Genomic DNA, 20,034 nt, shown 5'->3' with positions numbered 1-20,034 from the left:
ACCCCGTTATTGTTATGCCTGATTAGCAAGACCGACGCCGATTGACTCAGGGCGAATGGCGGTTGGCGCATACCACAGAGCGATACGGCACAACCCGGCGAATGTGCTGATATTGCCTTGATAAGCAATCACTCCGTTAATCCCAACACCTGGGATGTTGAAGCTTTGCGTTTTCATGCCGCTGAATAGTTGATGGTTGATTGGGATTGGCTGAGACACCAGCTTGATCGCATCATCAGCCATGAAGATGTTGGTCTGTGCTGTGGTGGTATTGAGCAGATTGATCGCCATGCCAGCCGCCAATGTTGTGTTAACGTTGGCATATGCTTTCTGTTCCGGCGTCAGCGTCACATCACTCAGCGCGATAGGTTTCGGCGTAATGGTCAGGTTGTTGCCATCAACAGCAACAACGCTAAATGTCGCATCATGCGTCAGTACGTTCTTTGCCATCTGGGATAAGAACTTAACGCCGGTGAACGAGATCTTGTCACCGCGCTTGAAGCCAACGCCAGAACTAACAGCGACAACAGCGGTTCGGTTATCTACGTTCTGCTTGTTACCATCAATTCCGAGCGTCCAGGCTTCCGGCTTGAACGACTGAGCTCCTGCAACGGTAACGCCGGTTACTGCCGAACCTACCAATGAAGGCATTTTCGGGTGACGCAAGACGTTGTTGAACCCAGCAACTTGGCTTTGGATTGTGCCAGTCTTGTAAGCATCCTCAGCAATGCGCCCGTAGATGTCGCGCTGAGTCAGATCATAACCAGCCCCGCGATAGTCTTTAGGGTTGAACACAAAGCTAATGCCAGAATCTCGGTTAAGCTCGCGAGAGAACATGACTTCTTCCGCTTCAGAAACGAAATCCCATCCTGTCTTAGATGTTCCAATGGGAGTGGCAGAGGAAACCACTAAGCTTCCAAGGTCAACCCCTTGCTGAAGTATTGAGGTTTCAACGTTGTTGGCCAGCTTTTTTGCTGATGCGTTTGTACGACGGCGCAAACTACGCTCATCACGCACATCATCGGCGCGAAGCGTGAAGAAATCGTTATCAGGCTCACCCATATTACATTTAACAGCCAGCTCGAGGATGCCGGTAGCTTGGCCGGTCAAATCCCATCCTTTCTGTGTCGGAGCTTCTTGCTCTACTGGCAACCAAAGTTCATTGCTTGAGCGCTGCATGTCTTGCGCTGCGGGGTTGAGATAACCAATTGCTTGCGCAAGTGGAGTCATGTTCGTTACTGTCTCAATCACTTCATCGATCATGAAAGTGATGATTTGACCTTCTTTAAGTCCTGCCATTATTTGACACCTTTTAATTGATTTTTGAGTTTGCGGTATGTCTCCACATCACCCTTATCTGCTGCCTCTTCCATCTTCTTCTGTAACGAAGCAAGATTTGCAGCAGTAGCCTGTCCATTTAATGGTTCATCAGGCATAGGGGCGGCTGAGACTGCTTTACCGCGTGGCTTGAGCGTGAGTTTTGCGTCTAAACGGCCAAGTTCAATCATGGCCTGCTGTGAAGGCAGCGCATTCAAGCGTTTTGTTAGCTCTGGGTTAGAGCCCAGGTGATAAATGATTGCCGCTGATTTCTCTGGGAAAAGCTGCATAATGCCCGTGACTACATCCGGCGCAGTCATTGCCGCCAATGCGTCTTCTTTCTCTTGATAATCAGGTAGGTTCAATTTCTCGGCGCTGTCATAGTGCCGGTTAATCGCTTGAGTTTGCTCGATGGACTTGGCTTCGTACTCCTGAACCTTCTGAGCTTGCTTCGCGGCAAACCCGGTATGCTCTTGTGTGGCCTTTACCTGCCATACCCCCAAAGCTGCCTGAAATGCAGCCTGCGCTCTGGCAGTGTCAAAGCCGTACTTCTCAAGTGCCGCATCGCTAAAGTAATCATCAATAGATGGCGGCTGATCTGGTGATTCAGGAGTGACGCGCAGGGTTTCCGGTAACTCACCACGCTTTACTGCTGCAAGTGTCTGCTCAAGCTCACGTAGACGCTTGCGCTCTAGTCGCTGTGCAGCGTATTTCGCGTTGGTGGCTGGATCCTGCTTAGGTTTCTCATCTTCGCCAGCAATGACAATATCAAAGCCTTCTGGCTCAGGTTCCGGCGTTTCCACAGGTAGCGATCCCGTTTCAACTTCCAGATTGATGTCAGTTGGATTTGCTTCATTGCCTGTTTCGATGGTGCTCATAGTTTATCTCTCACATGGTTTGAGGTGTCTCAGCCGGTTGGCTGGTAGAGTTCTCGGCGCTTAGTCCGGGGATTTTCATGTCAGCGAGTTGATTGGACTCGTTGACGTCTTTCATTAGCTGGATAGTTTCGAGGACAGACTTTTGATCTAGGTTTCTTGCCTGAGCCAGCGAACGCACAGTGTTGGCTTGCTTTTCAAAGGCATCCTGTTGAGTCGTGTATGCTTTAAGTTTCAATTCTTCAAACATGGCTCTTGCCTTGACAGTCTCCACTTGCGCGGATATGTCACGACGCTGCGATTCGGTATGAGCTGATAGCATCCGGGCCTGTGCAGTTACTTCGTCGGCGTCTGCCTTCTTCATTTCTGCCTGGGCTAATACCATTGCGGCGTCTGGCTGCTTCGGCTGCTGTTGTGCTTGCGCCAGCATCTGCTCTTGCTCTGGCGTTTCTGGCTTCTTAACGCCCATCATGATCAGCTGCTTGGTTGCGTACTCACGCATCATCTCAACGCCCTTGCCGTCAAGCAGGGTGAAGTATTGGAGCAGGAGCATTTGATACTCAGGCGTACCGGGTTGAACTTTGCTTAGCAAGTCGAGAATTTCAGCGCGGTTCTGGGCTTTCATGGACTGGTATGACGGGCCAACATCTGTGTAAGTCTCGAACTTACCGCGAATGTCATTGAGCGTTACAACCTCACCGCTTTGCACATCTAGCACTTGGCTTAGCAGTTCAACTTCTTGCTCTGATCCATCCTCGCCAGTAACCAATACTTTGCGCGGCACGTCATAAAGCTCGTTGACCATCGACACGTAAATCTCACCGTCTCTACGCATGGCCGTGGCGAGGTTGTCCTGGTAAACATACACCCCAAGGTCTGCGCGTTGGTTTAGCTGATTGACTGTATCGAATGCCACTTGGCCGTTAGCTGCTTGTGCATCCACACCTTGCGGAGATACTTCTTTTACTGCTGCCGTTGCCGCTTCAAGCATCAAAACGTTTGCTTGCGGAAGTTCTGGGTTTTCCATATACCCGACCGGCCCCAGTGGCAGCTCGCCATTGCCGTTTTCTGTCGTCCTATTCAGCAAGTAATACGGGTAATCATCCGTGCCGCTATACATCGCCTCATAATCTTTGATTTGCTCAGCAAAGAAGAACGGCTTTTTAGTCGGGCTTCGAGCTACAGTGTCGGCACCGGCAGACAAGATGAAGTTACGCAAGCGCTGTCCGTCTTTAGTGCCGCGTACAACGCCCTCGTAAACCTCCTTGTCGCCAGCAAAACCCCACTCTCCGTACACCGGAACAATTGGGATGTGCTCGCCTGCGATACGCTCGCGGTCAACGATAATCGCGGTTGCTGTGATGATTGACTTGTAGACTCGGCGCTTTTTGACTTTACGCTCTGCTACTTTTTCGAAGCCATTTTCTGATAGCTCATCGATGACCTTTTTAATGTCTGCTTTGTAGTAGCTGACAGGTTCGCCGGTCATCGGATTGCGATAGATGTAGACAGTTTCTTTCTTGCACTCGACTTCGTAGTGTTCGCATATGTAGACGCAATCAGTAGTCATCCAGGGGAATGTCCACTGGGTATCCTGGCTTTGGAAGTCTGGCATCAAATCAGGATCAAGGTCGTTTTCTTCTGCGTACACCGTCCATCCGTCACGAGTAAATGGCGTAATGATTGAGCACCATTTAGCATCTGACTTGTCGATCTCTTTAGCGTTCGCGTCCCATACGACGTGCGCTGCGGCTTCGTGTATCGGCTTCCTGCGGATTACTTGCGTGTTACTTAGCTCGTCCTCGTCTTCATACTCTTGCACAAGCCGCCAGGCACCAAACCCGGTTTCTAGTTGCTCACGGACAGCGATATTTACAGCACCTTTTGCGGCGTTGTTACGCATGTCAGTACGATACATGCCCATTAATGTGTCGGCTGCGTCCGGGTCTGCTCCATCCTTCGGCCTGAACATCACCTCAATCGGGTTCTGTCGCATCTCTGCGATCAGCTTGCGTACTATCGAGCGAACAACATCAAACTGTCCGCGATATTGCAGTGTGCTGTAGTCCTGTAGCCAGTCGTCCCACTGTGATATACGGCTGAAATACAGATCGTTGACCGCTTCAGTGCGAGCGTCTTCGCTAGCGCTCCAGTCGCGATCAAAGTGCGAGAGCAGCGCATGCAGCCTTTTGTTGTCTTCCACGTGTGCTACCTCGTTTTACTGATGGGTTTGATCGGTGCGGGGATTTTCTTTTCTTTGGGCTTATTGATGTCGCGCATCAGTTTTGCAAACCGGCGCATCATGTATGCGTAGCGAACGGCATCAATGACGTCATCGTTCTTTTTGACGATCTTCCCGTTTGCGTCGCGGTGATAAAGCCTGAACTCGTCAAAGAATGGTTCGCAGGTGTTGAATACACGGAACCTTCCTTCAAGCATCAGATCGCGAAGCTCTATCAAGCCAGACTCAACAGAGTTGCCGCCTTCCGGGAATGTTGCGTGTTCGCCTAGCATCATGAATCCAGCATCGGAGTATTGAGTTTTTAGCTGCTCACCACCCCCCTTCTCATGCTGATGTCCGTCATGAGGCCAAGCCACAGGGATCTTGCTGGCCCATGATTTAACGGCACCCCACGCTTGCACGGCGGTGTTCTCTGCTTTTTTCCATACCCTTGCGAGATAGAAAACGTCCTCGTCCTTATCCCACCAAAGTTGAATATGCGACTGCGGGTGATCCCATCCAAAGTCCTGCCCATCGATAACGTAGAAGTGATCTGGGCATTCGAACGGTTGGCACTTGATGGTCTCTTCAGGTATCTGGAAGATGCGACCGGTGCCCATCGTTGGGATACCACTCGCACGGGCTTCTCGCTCATGCTCTGGATACCCAGCAATGATTTGTTCTTTCAGCTCGTCGCTGTAGTGTTCGGCATCGTAGATAGTCATGTTGACTACCTTTTGTGCCTTGTTTGGGTCTTTTACGAACTTCTCAACAACCTGCGACATACCCATGAGGGGGGTAAATGTCAGCATTGAGAATTGTCCGTACTTGTTGGTACGTGTCAGACCTTCGCTATAAATTGGATACGGCGGCTCTTCGTCAAACCATACGCCGTGTATCGTGTCACCCTGCCAACGTGCGCGGCCTTGTGAATACGGCTTGAAGTAGCAGATTGATATGCCATCTTCCACACCATCAGAGTTGTGATGCTTGACCAAGAGGTGGTCGACAAGGTTCGGGAAGAAAGGGGATTTCTTCCAGCTAATGATGTCTTCTTTCGGGATTGAGCCATAACCGGGCTCGTCGTTCTCTTCGATACGTCCACAGAGAATGCGCTGAGTAGTTTTAGTAACAGTCTCGTTTGTCTCCCCACCGATCCAGAACACTACCGGCTCGTAGAATCGTTTGCCTTGCCACTCCCCGCCGTACTTGCCATCACTCGGATAGCCATTGGTGCCTGGGTAGCGTCCGGTAAGATGGAAGGCCACCTCTGCGCCGCCTGTGTACGACTTGCCAAGCTGGTTACCGGCCATAAAGCAGCGCTCAGGGTAATCAGAGCCAGCGTCAATAAATTCTCGTTGCTTGTTGTATGGAGTGTATTCGTAGAGTTGGTGGGTACTGCGGTAGGCTTCTTCTTCTTCCAGCAATTCAAGCAGCTCTATCTGCTCGTCCTCTGTCAGCTCATCAAAATCAATCGCTGCGTTTTCCACGGCCTAATAACTCCTGAATTCGGGACAGACGCTTACCGCGATCCCCCTTTTCAGGTGTCACGTCTTCAACTTGCGACTGTTCTTTGAGGCCCAGGTCACGGGCGATGATGTTTGCATTGAGAAGGTCTGCTGCTGCGCCGGAGAATTTCTGGTCGTAGATGGTTTCTTCTGCTCGCGTAGTGACGTAATTAAAATCTTCGCGAGCCTTGTATAAAGCCCATGTCGGCTTAGTTATATCGAGGAATAAAAGCAGACCTGTTAATGTCATTGCCCGCATCTTGGCAATAGGCTCCTGCGTCACTTCACCCTGATAAGCAAACGCCTTCATTTCCCACAGCGGGTTGTTCTCTACCCACTCGAAATACTCACAACATGCAGCCCACAACTCCTCCGGCGAATCGAACTTTGGATTGCGCCCATGAGTGCTGCGGGCCTCCCAGAATCGGTTGCCCTTTGGTGCTGCCATTGTCTTTACTCCTTCTGCACTTACGCATTGACTATCGCAATTGCATCACCGTTAGTCGCATTGCCGTCCAGCGCTTTAACCCAAACCGGTGACCCTGGCGTTGCGACATACGCTAAGACTTCTTGATGTCGATTGATGATCGGAAAGCCGATAAGCCCATTTGCTGGCTGAGCATCAGACTGGCACACATAGCCGTAGCCAGGACTAATGCCGATTGTCGCCGTATTAGCTCCGCCATATACCTGCGTCCATACGCCACGCGGACAAGTTACGTTTAGTAGTTGCATGATTGCCTCTTATTACGTAGTCGGTACCATTTGCTCAGCAATGAGCAAAATAGTTGTAGCTGTGAAGTTGCCGCCGTTACTCTTGATCGTTATCGCTGCGCCATTTGTTGCGAGATTTCCGCCAGCGTCGACACTGAAAAATGTGGGAAGAGATACCGTGTCTGTAGTGACAGCAACATCACGACTCTCTACTAATCGGTTGCCCGTTGTGCCAACAAAATCGACTTCCATGCTGCGGCTAGAGCTTCCCCCTTGCCACGACCCTAATATGTTGATTTTAAAGGTAACAGTTGAATTGTTATTAAAAACAACGAGCTTATTGTTTGTCGTGTCAAAGAATGGCGCGAATGTGCCTGAGGTCGGAGTTAGCGTCTTTATCAAGTTGATGAGATTTGTTGTTGTCTGTGGCACTAGTAGACTAATGCCAGTAAACAGCAATTCTGACTTGCGGCGCACAGATGTAATTCCGCTTGGGCCCTGCTGACCTTCTGGGCCTTGCGGACCTTCAGGCCCCTCGGGGCCAGGAACGCCGACGTTGCTCGGTAATAAAGCCATGCTAACCCCTACAAATTACGCTTAATGAGTATTTCAATCGACGTTAGCGTGATAAGAGCGCCGGACTGATTGTCGAGAACGACCATCCCACCCTGCGTAGTCAGAAAATCATCTAACCCTTCTGTAGCTGTCTCTATCGACGTGTTAGCCCCTAGAAGCTGGTCTGTAGCGCTTTTCGTGACGCGTTCGCCGTCGATGAACGTTAACCCATCTTCTCGCCTTAGCTGCATGAGCCAGCCGCGAGTTGTAGCCGCCGTTCCGTCGATAGTCCCTGTTAGCCTTACCCGTATCGTTATTCCTGTCGGGTTTGAGACTGCAGGAAAGATAAGGCAGTTGTTAGGGCCGATTGTTACGCCAGCGTTGTCGATATGCGTAGCGCTCAGAGTTACTAGCTCAGTGAGATTTTTAATTGTGCCGATTGGGACAGCTTGGCTACCCGTCCAAGAGAAAACAGACTGACGATAAGTAGATGCAGGGACGGAGCTACCACCACCCCCGCCGGGGCCGATGGCAAAGGGTGGGATTAATGACATTTGTTACCTCTTGTTCCATTAAGCGGCTTTCTCTGTCAGCCTTCTTGCCGTCAAAAGACCAGCTATCCACTGAATGCCCTTGGGAGTAAATTTTGCCTGCGTAAATGCATGCCCGTTGTTCTGGTTTTCGCCCGTTTTAACGGTAAACCTGCCAGCGTCAAGATGTTGGGAATACGGCGTTAATTTCCCAGCCAGCTTGTACATAATCCCGCTATCAACCAGGAAGAGCCGAAAATCAGACTCTTTTACTTTGAGTAACTTCGCAACCTCGCGGAAACCCATAGAGCCTGAAGCCTCTACGTAGTTATCAACGAAATCAGCCTTCGGAGCAGCAATTGCCAGCTTGTTTTCAAGCTCTGCTTTTTGCTCCGCAAGATCGGCGGCAAGACGCAAAGCTTCCGGCAAGGTCTGAGGGATCGCAATTGGATGATTGACCGCCATTTCCAACTCTTGCCAGCGATCAACCAGTCTTGCAGTGAACTCAGGGCAGAGTTGAGCAACAGTAATAATACTGTCTCGTTTGCCTTGATCACCTTCGAAGCGGTAAACGTCAGCAAATCTGTTTGGGCTATTTGATTGTTTATTCTCAACTTTCACCATTAGTGGAAGTTGGATTACGCCAGTTTCGGACAAGCGCTCAATAGTTCTCTTTACGCTATCATGACGACTACCAACTAATTCAGCTATTTCCAAACTGGTCATTGATGTTGGTTGGTCATTTACTGGATATTTCATTGTGTTTTCCTTTAGAAACGAGCCTCGTTGCCCAGAAACGACGCCCACAGAGAAGGTCACCACCTATAACGGCGTTCCTCCGAGGCTTGTTTCTAGAAGACTCTGTGTGATTACTTGCGCCGGGCATGGCGCGGTGGGTTACTTCAGGTACAAAAAAAGCCCGACCGAAGTCAGGCTTGTTGTTGGGATCGCAGCCGTTGCCACGCTTGCCAGAGTTGCTTAGCTACTTCTCGTCTTTCCGAGCAGTCAAGAAAGGATCACCATCCTTTTCGGGTTAGCATTATCAATGGCGCTCAATGAGTGCCATTTGTAATGCCTACTTCTTGTTAGCGTCAGGAAACAGAGCGCCAACAGCGCCGCTTGCAGCCACTCCGATAGCGATAGCCAGCTCAGCGGAGTTAGTGCCAAGGTCAAAGCCGAGAGCGCCAGCGAGCAGCATGACAATACCGCGCCAGGTCGAAGCCTCTCTCAGACGGTTCAGGATGTAGTTCATAGAGCCTCACTTATGGGTAGTCTTGGCGGCGCAACTCGAAGTGCGGACCGTCGTAGAATTTTTCGTCGTCACTGCGACCGTTTTCGTTCCAGTCACCGCCCCAGCGGATTTTTACGCCAAGCTCTTTTGCTGCAGTGAACATGGCATCCGATACGGCTTTAAACTTTGATTTGTCATTCCAAGGGATTGAGCCTTTTACAAGCGGAGCACAATCAACAGCGTGTCCGGTCAAGTGCCGACTGCTTAGCGTTTGGCTTGTTCCGTTGCGCACAAGTTGCCGCTGGCGTTCTTGAGTGCGCAGACCTTCGATAACCATGAAATCAACAGTGGTCAGCTCAATGGCCCGGCGCACGACTTTTACCAGGGCGGGATTTACGCCCTTCAGGTTTTCCTCACTGCGCTTACTGAATCGGAACATGCATACCTCACTTCACAATGCGGCAGATTTTCGCAGCCAGAACCGGATCGCCAATTGCTTCTACTCGGCTAATCGACTTTTCACACAGCACACGCAACGCACCGATTTGAGCACCCCACTCGTCACGCTTCCAGCGCTCTACTAATGCGATCACGTCGTCGTCAGTCTTTGCACCGATCAGTCCGTACTGCACAACCGCAGTTGGATATGCGTATGCAGCTTCGTCTGCTCGATGTGCTACTTGATAGATGACCCAGCTGAGTATCAGCAAAGCCATGATGTAGGGGGCTGATGCGCCACCAGCTTTAATAATCCGTTGCTTAATCAATTTTTATCTCCAGTCTTTTTACTGATCGCCCGTAGAGCTATCTCGCGTACCTTTTCAACGCCGATAAAGCCAATAACGGCACCGATAAACACGTCTGTTCCTTGCGGCAGGCTGAGATATTCCAGTCCGTGAGAAACGCCAAAGGCCAGGAATCCGCAGAGGATCCCCTCAACCCATTTGTTTTTGCGCTTTTCACCGTCATGAATAATGCGTGCGTAGCAGACCAGTCCAGAAACTACGGCAGCGCCAAAGGTTGGCCACATGGCCTTTGCGGCGAGAGTTAGACTCATCCAGATATCGGGGTTTTGTTTCATTCGCATGTCCTCACCCTCCCGAACGGGCTCGGTGTGATTGAAATAAAAAAGCCCCGACCGGTTAAAGTCAGGGCTTTGAGTGGGTTGTGGTGGCCGGTGCTGATCTCCGGCTTGTTGGCGTTCCTCGTTACGCGGTCGTTTTACAATCCCCCCGTCATCACATCTACGGGACCGCTGCGCATCAGCCTGCGCATTCACCACAACAGAAATAGCACTGGTTTGGCGTAGCGATAGATTGGGACATGAACCCGTTATCGCTCAATGCTATTGCTGTTGTGATCAAAAAAGCCCCGCATCGGCGAGGCTCTTTTTTAATCCACCGTAACATTCAGACGGATTTGTAGTGTTATAGAATGATATTCTAGGTTAGTGTATTTTGCAAGTAGCAATCGTTGTCGGATTTCAATCTTCTGCGATATTGCTGGTAACTCGCTTAAGTTGGGTTTCCGCGAATGACTCCTCTCTTTCGAGTTGCGCTATCAGATCCTCATAAAATGGCTTTACCCCCCGCTTCCAGATATCGAGCGTTAGCGACGGAGCAATAGCAGATACAGACTGCAATGCCTTGGTGGTAGGGATGCGCTCATATCCCCGCCCCAGACACTGCTTGCAAGGCCGCTTAACTGGAACTCCTTGTCGCTCGGTCTCTTCCCGATGAACCGCCTCACCGCGTCCATTGCATTTGCAACAGGCTACCGATACCACCCCTTTGCCGTTGCACTTTTTGCAGATAACTTTCACCTCTTCAATTTTTGCATCGGTTTCTGCGTCACCTACGGGCCCATGCCCTTTGTTGTATACCGTGCAATACCGCTTTCCAGTTGACCTCTTTTCACTCAGAAACCCAGACCCTCTACAGCACTCGCACCGTTCAACGCCAGCAGCAGATCGGCTATAGTCCTTGAATGCAAACTTTGCGAGCGTTTGCACAACCTTCGCTTTAACATTGCTATCGAGCTTGCGTAAGGCTGCAACCTTGTCGCACTTGCTCATTCCGTATTGAGTTAATAGCTGTACTGCGCGTTTTTTATCGTTATCACTGATCTCCATCTTTCCGAGGAATGCCGAATAACCGAGAGGGGCGCGACTCTGACACATCCCCATTGCTGCCATAACATCCGTGCCTGTCAAAGTATCGGATGATGTGCCGCGTGGGGAGTCGTTGATCTGAGTGGACTTAGCGAAATGATATTTAACAACGCTGTCTAAGTTCATACCCTCACCCTGTCAGTGCTAACCCGATCCCAAGACTTGCCAGACTTAATAGACTGAATGTTCTGCTTAGACGTCTTGAACTCGTCAGCTATGCGCTTAATGCTTACACCAACGCCGATAAGCACACGGATTGATATGACGTCATTCAGTGTTAGTGATGCCCTTTTACGTGCCATTACGCTGCCTCCTGTTGTTTCTTGAGTGCTCGGGTTTTAGCTCGATACTCAGCCCGTAGAGCGTCTAACTCTTCGCGGGTGTATCGATGAGGGGTGTTGTTGTTTTCAAGCGCTAGGACGCGCTCAAGGCCGATTTTCTCTACCAATGCTGCACGGTAGGGAATGGCGTTACTCGATAGGTTGTCGTTGCAGTGGTGACACTGCTTGTGAATGTTGTCCTCGTTATATCTGAGGTGTGATGCCGCGCCTCTTGACCGGTAATGCCCTGCTTCCCATTGAACCGTTACCCATGTGCCGCAGCTAATACATGGCAAATCCCTATCACGCTCACGGATGTAATCATTGACTACCCGTTGCGTCATATCCTCCCAGTGCTTTAGTGGCTTCAACGCTGCTTTGCGTTTGTTCCACAAGCGACGTGAATCAGCCTCAGATTGCTTTTGCTTGCGCTCTGATTGCTGCTTGGCGTATTGGATTGCACAGGATGGACAACAGACGATTTGGAGAGAGTTAACAGGGGTGAATTTCTTGGGGCATATGCGGCACTTCTTCGGCTTCGGCGTTTTGCCTTTAGCCATCCTCACCCCCTCCCATAAACTTTTCCTTAGCGTATCTATCTACGCACTCGTCACAGCAGTAAGTTTCGGTTTCTTCAAGTGGCTTTTTACAATCTACGCAGTCAGATGCTTGCCCTAGCTTCGATATAGGCCAAGATAAATTCCTTTGCCGCTTCAGCGTTGATGGCGTTTCCGTAGGCGCTGTTTTGTGCCAGCACAACGGAAGACCCATTAACCAACAGGGGAAAGCAGGATTCAGGGACTTCCCTGGCCAACCCATCATTTCCGCGTAGTGGTATCGGACAACTAAAGCCAGGTCGGTAACTTTCGGATTCTTTGCTCCGAATGACTTCACCTTTCTTGCCATGAATTGCTCCGGCGAACCTCCCGCCTGTGTTTTTGTTGGAGTTGGCCACGAAGTAAAGCCGGTCTCTTCTGTGTCTGGCCCCGACAGCACCAGCCGGTAAATTCGACGCCCCGAAGGAGTAGTCAGCCACTTCCAAGTCACTCGCCACTTGATCAAGCCATCCGTTTTTAAACGCTGTACTAACCTGCTCTCCAAAGACCGTTGCAGGGCTTCGCTGCTTGATGAGCCAGTACCATGTCGGCCACAAGTGCCGAACGTCATCAAACCCGCCGCCTTTGCCTGCCGCGCTGAAAGGTTGACACGGGCATGAGCCTGTCCAAACCGGCTTATCATCTGGCCATCCTGCGTTTCGCAGTGCGTAACTCCAGACTCCAATTCCTGCAAAAAAATGGCACTGTGTGTAGTGTTTAATGTCATCTGGTTTCACATCCTCGATAGAGCGTTCGTCTACGTCACCGGGCGCTATGTGTCCGGCGGCGATTAAATTACGGAGCCATTGAGCGGCGTATGGGTCGATTTCGTTATAATAAGCAGTCACTCACTACCTCCATGACCTGTTGATCATCGAATACGGAGTAGGCGGCAAGTAGCGCACTTCATCACGCTCTACTGCTACGTCCCATCGTGTTTTGTCGGTAGCGTTAAGCGTTCGCTCTGCTTTAGCGCCGGTTCTGCGATAGCACTCCATCAAGTGGATTGCCTCTTCAGTAGTAATACACTCGTGCACAAATGTTGATTTCATGCGACCGCCTTACGCGCAGTTATCGCAGCGATTCCTAGGATAAGATTTACTGAGCTGTCGCACTCGTTACCCCAGCAATCCCAACCGGGAGCAGACTGACGGGCGAAGAGTTCAATACGCGGAACGTCGCCATAGAGAGCTTCAAGACGAAATCTAGCTTCTGCTGGCTTCCCACTATGCTCGTCTCGGCACGTGTAAATGACCTGCTTAACACTCTTGCTGGCACGCTCCAGACCCGAACCACGCACAGCGAAAAGCAGATCCTCAGAGTTAGCGCGGGTGTAGTTGCCGCCGTTCATGACTGTTTCAGCGTTGAGCATGTCCAGCACATCATGAAAGTCCAGTATCTGCCCATCTGCCAGCGCCTTATCAAACCGCTCCCCCGCCAACTTGTTGAGCTTTACCCACGTCAGCCCCTTCATTGTTCGAACATCAAAACCCCATGCTTTCGCTAACTCTCGCGCCTCTTCGACGTGAGTTGATGTGTACCACATAGCCAGCACTGCATTATCTGCAGCCAAATCCCAGACTGGGAGGCGCTTAATATCCTCGATAGCCATTGTTTTGTAGTGATTGCTAGCAGCGCCGTTGGAAATAGTGTTGTTGTAATCCCACGGTGGATCGGCGTAAATCAATGTGTATTTGTTCATCATGCAACCTTATTCTTATCGCCATACCGCGCAGCCCATTCAATCGCTAGCCGTGAATCTTCGCTCCAGCTAACGCCATGTTCTGCCCCGAATGCGTTCATCAGTTCGATTAAGTCGCGCATCTCTCCAACCTTCATCTTGCTTGTTGACTGCCCCAGAACGACAAAGCCATCACCTTTCAGGTTTGGCACAACCTCTTGCTTCTTCAGTGCAGCGGTGAATATGTGCTTCCACTGCTCAGAATTCAGATTGCGCCCATGCCAAATGACCTGATCGCTGATATCGCGCAGAGTGGCCCATAAACGAGCGTTCTGGTCGAGTGTGCGGGTAGGTTCTTGGATGGTTACTGAGAGAGGTTTATCTGGGTTTAACTGGAGGGTGTCGATGTACTGCTTGAGGTTCTGTTTGATTTGAGAGTTGCGCAGGTAAAATACCTGTTTTTGCATCAGTTACTCCTATTTGCAAAGCAACCTAAACATGAAGTAGATGAATATGCATATCACGATAAGGTTCATAGCTTACTTCTCCGTGGTGGGTGGAGTGTCATTAACCCTTACTTCAACAATGCGCCCGTTTCTAACGACATTGGTGATTCTTGGGTTGCCAAAACAACCCATTCTAACCATTTTTCTAACCCGTTTTTGGCTGGCATTCTGCTCACTTCTGAGTTCAAAAAAGTAATTCATTCCAGTATTTCTGTCTTCCTCTATCCTGTACGAAATGGCATATCTACCAGCTCTTGCACGCAGCTCAGCCCGATATGATTTTGAAAGCTCCCATATCGTAGATGATTTTCTAGTCATCAATCTTCACCCCTTCAATTTTACCGGCGCGGATTGCGTCGTAGATGGAGGTATACAACGAATCGCTACCCTTCCAGCCACCTGAAAACCTAGCGTCATTGAATGCCCTTAGAAATGCGTTAGAAATCCGCTCCCTCCTTTCCGCTTCGATTTGCTCAGGGGTGGGGGTGGGGCGAAATTGCAATGCGCAGGTTTGATAGCAAGCTTCCGTTTCGCCATCAGTGACAAATACGGTGTGACAATCCGAGATAAATCTGATGGTCACGCGAAGCCAGTCATTAACGCGCTTAATCTCACAAACCGTCCCCACTGGCGGCAGACCTTCGCCGTTCCATACTTGCTTATTCATGGTTATCTCCGGGGATTTTCAAAGTAATTAACAGCCGGTAAAAAACAACAAATGAGCCACACAAAGAAACACAAAATCAAATATGCGGCCCCATCTTGCTCAAGGTTTGCGTTATTTGCTTCGAACAACAAAGCCGCTAAAAAAACAAAAGCAGCCCAGCCGATAATTGGCATTAAATAAAAAAACAGTTTCATTGGTTACCTCCACCGCTGCATGCCAGAAAATAAACTGACACAGCGAACATCGCGATTATTATCCAGTCTGATTCGGTCATGATTTCCTCGGCATATTCAGCTTGGCGCGGATTTCGGCGATTTTACTTAGCGCCTTTTCGTTGCTAACTGGCATGTGCAGTTTAGGGATTTGCACAACTGGTGCGGGGATCGGCTCACCGGCTTCGATTCGCTTGGACATTGCGGTCAGCTCTTTCCCGCAGTGCTTGAGCAACTCCGATTCGGTTAGGTTCAGACTGCGCATTTCCGAGTAGAGCTTGGTCACCATCCAGTAGGCCGCATTGCTCGACCACGGAAAGGCCTCGGCGCTGGAATACAATCCACGGCGCTTGGCATAGTCCATGACAAGATCATACAGCCCAGCGGCATCAGGCAGGCCAGAGGCACGAATAACGCCCTGCTTGCACCACGCGATGAATTGTCCTGGCGATGGCCAGAATGGCGACTCACTGGCGCGGGCATGCTGCATACCGGCTGAGAGCTGCTCCTTGGTTCGAATGCCGTTTTCGGCAAAGGCGGCGATCCACTGCTTCTTCGCTGCCGATTCGTCAGCCTCGCTGCGCAGGTTGGTCTGGCTAGCTGCCGGAAATACCTGCTTGAGTTGGCGAAATAGAGCGTCAACCAGCTTTTCAGCATCAGGGTTCACGATGCTTTGCAGGTTGGCCGCTTGTCCTCCGTAAATCTTCGCCAGTGCTGCACCGTCGCGGTTGGCTATGGCGTTAACGAGTTTTTGGCTCATATAAAATCTCTCCAAGACTCTTCGCTATTCCAGTGTGGGACTGGTTCGGCGTTGACCACTCGCTTACCTCCCCGCAAAGCGGCCTGCTTGTTCTGATAGCTCAACTTCTGACTTGCAGTGATAAACCAGTTTTTCGGCTTCTCGTGAGCAAACTCGAGATCCAGTTTTTGCAGTTCATACTTGAGTTCTATCAGCGGGTAGAGCTTCAACCATGCTTCGAAGTCTTTGTGATTCAGCCTGACCACTTGCCCATCGAATGCGTACTTAGATGATATTTCGTGGATGCCAGCTTCTTCCGGTGGCCCATCAGGAATAGTTCCAACCTCGCAGCCTGCGATAGCGGGCTGGGTGTTATGTTTTAATTCCTCTTCCTTTCCATTCCGGATCCCTTCCAGATCCCTTCCGTCAGTGAGTGCTCCATGAGTATTCACTGAGTCCTCACTGACTTGAGGCTTTGGGATATTGGTCTTGGATGGCCTATTTATTTTCTGGTGAGTGCAAAAACCTTTTATATTTAGATAATTAACACCACTCACTGAGTACTCAATGAGTAATCCATGAGTAATCAACTCTTTTATTAACGGCTCACAGTCAATTGCATCAGCCGGGAATATTTGCATCTTGAGACGCTTTGGAGAATTAACCAGATTGCCGTTATCGTCAGCGAAATTTAGTGCGCCGATAAACAACAATCTTGCTGCTATAGAACATTCGACGATCTTCTCATCCGTCCAAAGCTCAGGTTTAACTGTTCGTATTCTTGCCATTTATTCGGCACTCCGTATAATTGCATCAGAATTCAATGCTTATCTGTTCCGAACCCTGGTTAGCCGACCGGGGTTTTTCTTTTGGTATCAGCAGCGCCGCCACTTGTTTAGCTATCCGGGCCAGGTCATCGTCAACGACTCCCCACTCCAGCACTGCAAGCAGCATTGCCATTCTTGGTACTAACGAATCTTTCCATCTGGTGACCTGTGACGGGTTAACGCCGATGCTTTCAGCTATCTGGCTAACCCCTTTCACAGCAATTTTATTCAGTAATGCGCTCTCAATTTGACGAGCGGCTTTGCGTGTTTTTGCGCATTCCATTTGTGATACTTCTCCGTGTTGTTTAGATGTGATCAGCCCGTAGGTGACCACTTGGTAGTTGTGCCCTACTTCTCAGCAAGGGCGGTCAGTAGTGTTAAAGAGCGGTGGTGCTATGCGGCTTTCTTGTTCAACTGCTCGAACAAGCTGGCCTTGTCTGGTCGGAACTCTGATGGGTGAATTTTCCCGTCGGTTGCTTTTGAGAGAAGTAACGCTCCTTCAACGGAGATTTGTTTTTTCCCGTTCAACCAGTCGGATACAGTGGACTGCGCTTTGCCAACAGCTTTCACCAGAGCGGCTTGGCTGCCAACAATCGCAATCGCTTTTTCGACTAAGTGATGTTTCATAAAATCCCCTTTTCTATTACTCAGAGCTGATTTTAGCTATCGCTTTAGCTAAAAGCAATCGCTTTAACGATTTTGATAATGTATCGCTGCGGCGATATGATGAGACCCGATGTATGTGCGAGGTTTTTATGACTTTTTCTAAACGCCTAGAGATAGCGATGAAGGAGAGCGGATATACGCAAGGATCGCTTGCTAAAGCTGTGGGTATGGCGCAATCCAGTGTATGGAAGCTAGTTTCTGGCGGGGCGCAAGGATCGCGAAAGATTGTTGATATCGCCAAGGTTCTAGGTGTGCGTCCAGAATGGTTGTCTGATGGCTCTGAGCCAATGCGCATTGACGGTGCTCACCCTTTGCCTGTGGACTTGGCACTTAGTACGGAAAGCGATTTTTACAGGGTGGATGTTTTAGACATTCAAGCCAGTGCAGGGCCAGGAACGTTTGTTTCAACAGACTTCATCGAGAGAATTAGAGCCATTGAGTACACGAACGAGCAGGCAGCATCGTTGTTTGGCAATCGCCCTGCCGACACGGTGAAACTGATCACTGTTCGCGGTGACAGCATGGAGGGCACAATAAACCCTGGCGATGATGTTTTTGTCGATATGGCTGTGACGCAGTTTGATGGTGATGGGATCTATGTGTTTGTCTTTGGCAACACTCTCCACATCAAGCGGCTACAGATGCAGGGTAACAAGTTAATTGTGATCTCTGACAACCAGAGATACCGGGATTGGCACATCAGCCAATCTGACGAGGACCAGTTTTTCATCATGGCAAAGGTATTGCTCAGGCAGTCGATAGACTACAAGCGCTTCTGGTAGAGACTAAGATGAGGCTGGTGTAGGGTTGGGGAAAAATGATTGGGTAGCCGCCTGGAATGAAGTGGCGGCGGGGTGATCTTGATAACATTTTAAAAAGCTAATTAACTTTTGATTGACAGGATTGGAGCCAATAATGGTTGCTGCACAAGAAAAAAGGATAAAAGGGATTAGAGTTGGTTTCTATACCGGTTCAGAAAACATGCGCTCAGCATATCCCGGAGCAATTTCTTCTGCATTTGATGAGCTTTACAGAAAGTGCAACCAATCCAATGATAAAGCTCATTATGTGGAGTTTGGGGAGCGGCACTTAAAAATTCAGTTTATAGATAAGGATGATGTAAATCATTCATATTTTGGATATATGTCTAGAAAAAGAAATGGCGCACACTTGGCATATATCAGTGATGAGTCATGGGTTGAAGAAAAAATACCACTTATCGGCTCCAAAGTATTGACAGAAAGAACTTTTTTTATTTATTACCCAAAAGACGACCTTTTAGTTCTATCCCTCAATCATCTTGGCCCAAAGCACAGCGATTTGTCTTACATTTTATTCAGCACTTCTTCATGCTCGTCTCCAATATCTTTCGAAGCTATATGGCGACAAGAAAGCATAAAGGAATTACTTGAAACTGGATCAGCGTTGCGTAGTTGCGAACTATCGCTTGCCATACCAAGAAATCTCAACGAATCAAACTATGATCTTAGTGGGACTTTTGCAAAACAGGTCATCGCAATGGCTAAAGGAACATGCTCCAGTCACATCACACTCCTACTTCGTGGGCAGTCTCCATTGAAAAGAAATCTAAAGGGGTGGCTCACTTTCGATGTAAAAAGTAGCATCAAAGAGTTATTAGAAAAATTCCCAATTGGTGATGGCGGGTTAGCCGTAGAGAAAGCTGATGTTGTTGCGCAAGGCGATAGAAAGAAGAAAAATTTAGTTGACCAGGTCCTAACGGTGAAGAAGTCTGTTATCATACAACATGATGGTTATTCAAGCGACTCAGACATGAAAATCGCAATGATACAGGCAAAAATAGAGAATTCTCGTTATCTTGATCAGTACGCTTTGCCAAAAAGCACAGCATAGGCAGGTAACAACCATGAGCCAGTTAACAATATTTTTAGCAAAGAGCGTGCTGGCGTTACTGCTAACATTTTTTGGTATTCGCCACCTGACCCCTATGGATCAACAAAGCATCATCTCTGTAGCAGGTGTCTTGTCAACCGTGTCCGGGATACTTTTTGGTTTTGTTCTTGCAGCTATAACCATCTTCACTAGCGCAGACAGCAGCAAGGGCCTGCTTGGGGCGCTGAAGAAGAATAACGTACTTAAGGGCATTGTGAGCGGGTTAATAAACACCGGAGCTACGCTTATTGCATCTTGCATTTTCCCGCTAGTTGCTATGTTTTTTCATAAGAGTCAAGTTGTTAACTTGCCTGTTGATTTTGCATTAACCTTATTGGGGTTATCATTTTTGATGATATCAATCACAACATTTTTCTTTAGTTGGCGTAATTTAGCAATGATAATTCCACACCTCTAACCCGGCCACCGAGCCGGGTTTTTTATTCCCCCGATCTCCCACAGTCACCACCTGATGATCACCCTAACACACTGATATTCCTATCGTAACATTCAAATAATCGCGATTTGGTCACCACCTAGGTGTCGGTTCGATCCCTGCCCATGCCAATCAGCTTTCTAATCTGGTGTAATTCCACAAAATTAAACGTTCACCCCTTCCCCGCCAGTCAGCAATAAAAATAAATCACTTTAATTATCATCAAATTATCGCTTTATCGGTAATTATTATCGCCTATGCGATTGACTCACTAAATCGCTAAAGCTATTATCAACCCATCAAAACGAAACACCGACACGCACCAAGTGTCATGCTCTTTAACAATCAGGAC

At 49.2% G+C, this 20,034-nt stretch carries 29 protein-coding genes; 3 read left to right on the top strand and 26 right to left on the bottom strand.

Annotated features, from left to right (window positions below; translation table 11 throughout):
• Positions 1-12: 12 nt before the first annotated feature.
• The 26 genes from OK023_RS02375 to OK023_RS02250 form a co-directional block, all read right to left on the bottom strand.
• The gene (locus OK023_RS02375) at positions 13-1,299 is read right to left on the bottom strand and encodes a P22 phage major capsid protein family protein (protein ID WP_317694599.1); all 1,287 of its coding nucleotides are present in this window, start codon (positions 1,297-1,299) and stop codon (positions 13-15) included.
• Positions 1,299-2,195: a scaffolding protein gene (locus OK023_RS02370; protein ID WP_317694598.1), complete on the bottom strand. Its 897-nt coding sequence runs from the start codon at positions 2,193-2,195 to the stop codon at positions 1,299-1,301. Before OK023_RS02370 ends, OK023_RS02375 begins: the two co-directional genes overlap by 1 nt.
• A gap of 10 nt (positions 2,196-2,205) precedes the next feature.
• Positions 2,206-4,395: a portal protein gene (locus tag OK023_RS02365; RefSeq protein ID WP_317694597.1), complete on the bottom strand. Its 2,190-nt coding sequence runs from the start codon at positions 4,393-4,395 to the stop codon at positions 2,206-2,208.
• A gap of 5 nt (positions 4,396-4,400) precedes the next feature.
• Complete coding sequence (locus OK023_RS02360) at positions 4,401-5,903, bottom strand: terminase large subunit domain-containing protein (protein ID WP_317694596.1); 1,503 nt, start codon at positions 5,901-5,903, stop codon at positions 4,401-4,403.
• A complete protein-coding gene (locus OK023_RS02355; RefSeq protein ID WP_317694595.1) occupies positions 5,884-6,369 on the bottom strand; it encodes a DNA-packaging protein in 486 nt (161 codons plus the stop codon). Before OK023_RS02355 ends, OK023_RS02360 begins: the two co-directional genes overlap by 20 nt.
• A gap of 20 nt (positions 6,370-6,389) precedes the next feature.
• A complete protein-coding gene (locus tag OK023_RS02350) occupies positions 6,390-6,656 on the bottom strand; it encodes a hypothetical protein (protein ID WP_317694594.1) in 267 nt (88 codons plus the stop codon).
• 12 nt (positions 6,657-6,668) lie between these two features.
• A complete protein-coding gene (locus OK023_RS02345) occupies positions 6,669-7,211 on the bottom strand; it encodes a tail needle knob protein (protein ID WP_317694593.1) in 543 nt (180 codons plus the stop codon).
• An 8-nt stretch (positions 7,212-7,219) separates the two neighbouring features.
• Positions 7,220-7,744: a hypothetical protein gene (locus OK023_RS02340; protein WP_317694592.1), complete on the bottom strand. Its 525-nt coding sequence runs from the start codon at positions 7,742-7,744 to the stop codon at positions 7,220-7,222.
• Between the two features lie 18 nt (positions 7,745-7,762).
• Positions 7,763-8,479 carry a phage antirepressor KilAC domain-containing protein gene (locus tag OK023_RS02335; protein WP_317694591.1) on the bottom strand — a complete coding sequence of 239 codons (717 nt, stop codon included), beginning with the start codon at positions 8,477-8,479 and terminating at the stop codon, positions 7,763-7,765.
• 316 nt (positions 8,480-8,795) lie between these two features.
• The gene (locus OK023_RS02330; protein WP_317694590.1) at positions 8,796-8,972 is read right to left on the bottom strand and encodes a hypothetical protein; all 177 of its coding nucleotides are present in this window, start codon (positions 8,970-8,972) and stop codon (positions 8,796-8,798) included.
• Between the two features lie 10 nt (positions 8,973-8,982).
• A complete protein-coding gene (locus tag OK023_RS02325; RefSeq protein WP_317694589.1) occupies positions 8,983-9,390 on the bottom strand; it encodes a M15 family metallopeptidase in 408 nt (135 codons plus the stop codon).
• A gap of 7 nt (positions 9,391-9,397) precedes the next feature.
• Entirely contained in the window at positions 9,398-9,718 is a 321-nt protein-coding gene (locus OK023_RS02320) for a hypothetical protein (protein WP_317694588.1), read from the bottom strand.
• Positions 9,715-10,032, bottom strand: coding sequence for a phage holin, lambda family (locus OK023_RS02315; protein WP_317694587.1), 318 nt, complete (start codon positions 10,030-10,032; stop codon positions 9,715-9,717). The genes OK023_RS02320 and OK023_RS02315 overlap by 4 nt, the downstream gene beginning before the upstream one ends.
• 402 nt (positions 10,033-10,434) lie before the next feature.
• Positions 10,435-11,247, bottom strand: coding sequence for an antitermination protein (locus tag OK023_RS02310; RefSeq protein WP_317694586.1), 813 nt, complete (start codon positions 11,245-11,247; stop codon positions 10,435-10,437).
• Positions 11,248-11,422: 175 nt separating this feature from the next.
• Complete coding sequence (locus OK023_RS02305; RefSeq protein WP_317694585.1) at positions 11,423-12,001, bottom strand: recombination protein NinG; 579 nt, start codon at positions 11,999-12,001, stop codon at positions 11,423-11,425.
• Between the two features lie 101 nt (positions 12,002-12,102).
• Positions 12,103-12,885, bottom strand: a complete 783-nt coding sequence (locus OK023_RS02300) for a DNA cytosine methyltransferase (protein WP_317694584.1) — start codon at positions 12,883-12,885, stop codon at positions 12,103-12,105.
• Between the two features lie 3 nt (positions 12,886-12,888).
• Complete coding sequence (locus tag OK023_RS02295) at positions 12,889-13,089, bottom strand: hypothetical protein (protein WP_317694583.1); 201 nt, start codon at positions 13,087-13,089, stop codon at positions 12,889-12,891.
• Complete coding sequence (locus tag OK023_RS02290; protein WP_317694582.1) at positions 13,086-13,742, bottom strand: MT-A70 family methyltransferase; 657 nt, start codon at positions 13,740-13,742, stop codon at positions 13,086-13,088. The genes OK023_RS02295 and OK023_RS02290 overlap by 4 nt, the downstream gene beginning before the upstream one ends.
• Positions 13,739-14,185, bottom strand: a complete 447-nt coding sequence (locus tag OK023_RS02285) for a recombination protein NinB (protein ID WP_317694581.1) — start codon at positions 14,183-14,185, stop codon at positions 13,739-13,741. Before OK023_RS02285 ends, OK023_RS02290 begins: the two co-directional genes overlap by 4 nt.
• A 72-nt stretch (positions 14,186-14,257) precedes the next feature.
• Positions 14,258-14,542, bottom strand: coding sequence for a hypothetical protein (locus OK023_RS02280; RefSeq protein ID WP_317694580.1), 285 nt, complete (start codon positions 14,540-14,542; stop codon positions 14,258-14,260).
• Positions 14,535-14,891: a hypothetical protein gene (locus tag OK023_RS02275; RefSeq protein ID WP_317694579.1), complete on the bottom strand. Its 357-nt coding sequence runs from the start codon at positions 14,889-14,891 to the stop codon at positions 14,535-14,537. Before OK023_RS02275 ends, OK023_RS02280 begins: the two co-directional genes overlap by 8 nt.
• A gap of 2 nt (positions 14,892-14,893) precedes the next feature.
• On the bottom strand, positions 14,894-15,085 hold the full coding sequence (locus tag OK023_RS02270) for a hypothetical protein (RefSeq protein WP_317694578.1): 192 nt from the start codon (positions 15,083-15,085) through the stop codon (positions 14,894-14,896).
• Between the two features lie 76 nt (positions 15,086-15,161).
• Positions 15,162-15,863 carry a replication protein P gene (locus tag OK023_RS02265; RefSeq protein ID WP_317694577.1) on the bottom strand — a complete coding sequence of 234 codons (702 nt, stop codon included), beginning with the start codon at positions 15,861-15,863 and terminating at the stop codon, positions 15,162-15,164.
• On the bottom strand, positions 15,860-16,630 hold the full coding sequence (locus OK023_RS02260; RefSeq protein ID WP_317694576.1) for a hypothetical protein: 771 nt from the start codon (positions 16,628-16,630) through the stop codon (positions 15,860-15,862). The genes OK023_RS02265 and OK023_RS02260 overlap by 4 nt, the downstream gene beginning before the upstream one ends.
• A gap of 25 nt (positions 16,631-16,655) precedes the next feature.
• Positions 16,656-16,952, bottom strand: a complete 297-nt coding sequence (locus tag OK023_RS02255; protein WP_317694575.1) for a CII family transcriptional regulator — start codon at positions 16,950-16,952, stop codon at positions 16,656-16,658.
• Positions 16,953-17,062: 110 nt separating this feature from the next.
• Positions 17,063-17,296, bottom strand: a complete 234-nt coding sequence (locus OK023_RS02250) for a transcriptional regulator (RefSeq protein ID WP_317694574.1) — start codon at positions 17,294-17,296, stop codon at positions 17,063-17,065.
• 128 nt (positions 17,297-17,424) lie between these two features.
• Here OK023_RS02250 and OK023_RS02245 point away from each other — a divergent pair, with 128 nt between their 5' ends.
• From OK023_RS02245 to OK023_RS02235, 3 genes are all read left to right on the top strand, one after another.
• Entirely contained in the window at positions 17,425-18,117 is a 693-nt protein-coding gene (locus OK023_RS02245; protein WP_317694573.1) for a helix-turn-helix transcriptional regulator, read from the top strand.
• Positions 18,118-18,250: 133 nt separating this feature from the next.
• The gene (locus OK023_RS02240; protein ID WP_317694572.1) at positions 18,251-19,207 is read left to right on the top strand and encodes a hypothetical protein; all 957 of its coding nucleotides are present in this window, start codon (positions 18,251-18,253) and stop codon (positions 19,205-19,207) included.
• A gap of 13 nt (positions 19,208-19,220) precedes the next feature.
• Positions 19,221-19,664: a hypothetical protein gene (locus tag OK023_RS02235; protein ID WP_317694571.1), complete on the top strand. Its 444-nt coding sequence runs from the start codon at positions 19,221-19,223 to the stop codon at positions 19,662-19,664.
• Positions 19,665-20,034: the final 370 nt, after the last annotated feature.

This window comes from Serratia sp. UGAL515B_01 (genome assembly GCF_033095805.1).
Lineage (GTDB): Bacteria > Pseudomonadota > Gammaproteobacteria > Enterobacterales > Enterobacteriaceae > Chania.
Note: the sequence above shows the minus strand (reverse complement) of the source record. Positions and strands in the feature narration are given on the sequence as shown.

What these genes read in the sequence shown, in the direction of transcription:
- OK023_RS02375 (WP_317694599.1), bottom strand. Translation starts at nt 1,299, where the DNA reads ATGGCAGGACTTAAAGAAGGTCAAATCATCACTTTCATGATCGATGAA.
- OK023_RS02370 (WP_317694598.1), bottom strand. Translation starts at nt 2,195, where the DNA reads ATGAGCACCATCGAAACAGGCAATGAAGCAAATCCAACTGACATCAAT.
- OK023_RS02355 (WP_317694595.1), bottom strand. Translation starts at nt 6,369, where the DNA reads ATGGCAGCACCAAAGGGCAACCGATTCTGGGAGGCCCGCAGCACTCAT.
- OK023_RS02350 (WP_317694594.1), bottom strand. Translation starts at nt 6,656, where the DNA reads ATGCAACTACTAAACGTAACTTGTCCGCGTGGCGTATGGACGCAGGTA.
- OK023_RS02345 (WP_317694593.1), bottom strand. Translation starts at nt 7,211, where the DNA reads ATGGCTTTATTACCGAGCAACGTCGGCGTTCCTGGCCCCGAGGGGCCT.
- OK023_RS02340 (WP_317694592.1), bottom strand. Translation starts at nt 7,744, where the DNA reads ATGTCATTAATCCCACCCTTTGCCATCGGCCCCGGCGGGGGTGGTGGT.
- OK023_RS02335 (WP_317694591.1), bottom strand. Translation starts at nt 8,479, where the DNA reads ATGAAATATCCAGTAAATGACCAACCAACATCAATGACCAGTTTGGAA.
- OK023_RS02330 (WP_317694590.1), bottom strand. Translation starts at nt 8,972, where the DNA reads ATGAACTACATCCTGAACCGTCTGAGAGAGGCTTCGACCTGGCGCGGT.
- OK023_RS02325 (WP_317694589.1), bottom strand. Translation starts at nt 9,390, where the DNA reads ATGTTCCGATTCAGTAAGCGCAGTGAGGAAAACCTGAAGGGCGTAAAT.
- OK023_RS02315 (WP_317694587.1), bottom strand. Translation starts at nt 10,032, where the DNA reads ATGAAACAAAACCCCGATATCTGGATGAGTCTAACTCTCGCCGCAAAG.
- OK023_RS02310 (WP_317694586.1), bottom strand. Translation starts at nt 11,247, where the DNA reads ATGAACTTAGACAGCGTTGTTAAATATCATTTCGCTAAGTCCACTCAG.
- OK023_RS02305 (WP_317694585.1), bottom strand. Translation starts at nt 12,001, where the DNA reads ATGGCTAAAGGCAAAACGCCGAAGCCGAAGAAGTGCCGCATATGCCCC.
- OK023_RS02295 (WP_317694583.1), bottom strand. Translation starts at nt 13,089, where the DNA reads ATGAAATCAACATTTGTGCACGAGTGTATTACTACTGAAGAGGCAATC.
- OK023_RS02290 (WP_317694582.1), bottom strand. Translation starts at nt 13,742, where the DNA reads ATGATGAACAAATACACATTGATTTACGCCGATCCACCGTGGGATTAC.
- OK023_RS02285 (WP_317694581.1), bottom strand. Translation starts at nt 14,185, where the DNA reads ATGCAAAAACAGGTATTTTACCTGCGCAACTCTCAAATCAAACAGAAC.
- OK023_RS02280 (WP_317694580.1), bottom strand. Translation starts at nt 14,542, where the DNA reads ATGACTAGAAAATCATCTACGATATGGGAGCTTTCAAAATCATATCGG.
- OK023_RS02275 (WP_317694579.1), bottom strand. Translation starts at nt 14,891, where the DNA reads ATGAATAAGCAAGTATGGAACGGCGAAGGTCTGCCGCCAGTGGGGACG.
- OK023_RS02270 (WP_317694578.1), bottom strand. Translation starts at nt 15,085, where the DNA reads ATGAAACTGTTTTTTTATTTAATGCCAATTATCGGCTGGGCTGCTTTT.
- OK023_RS02265 (WP_317694577.1), bottom strand. Translation starts at nt 15,863, where the DNA reads ATGAGCCAAAAACTCGTTAACGCCATAGCCAACCGCGACGGTGCAGCA.
- OK023_RS02260 (WP_317694576.1), bottom strand. Translation starts at nt 16,630, where the DNA reads ATGGCAAGAATACGAACAGTTAAACCTGAGCTTTGGACGGATGAGAAG.
- OK023_RS02255 (WP_317694575.1), bottom strand. Translation starts at nt 16,952, where the DNA reads ATGGAATGCGCAAAAACACGCAAAGCCGCTCGTCAAATTGAGAGCGCA.
- OK023_RS02250 (WP_317694574.1), bottom strand. Translation starts at nt 17,296, where the DNA reads ATGAAACATCACTTAGTCGAAAAAGCGATTGCGATTGTTGGCAGCCAA.
- OK023_RS02245 (WP_317694573.1), top strand. Translation starts at nt 17,425, where the DNA reads ATGACTTTTTCTAAACGCCTAGAGATAGCGATGAAGGAGAGCGGATAT.
- OK023_RS02240 (WP_317694572.1), top strand. Translation starts at nt 18,251, where the DNA reads ATGGTTGCTGCACAAGAAAAAAGGATAAAAGGGATTAGAGTTGGTTTC.
- OK023_RS02235 (WP_317694571.1), top strand. Translation starts at nt 19,221, where the DNA reads ATGAGCCAGTTAACAATATTTTTAGCAAAGAGCGTGCTGGCGTTACTG.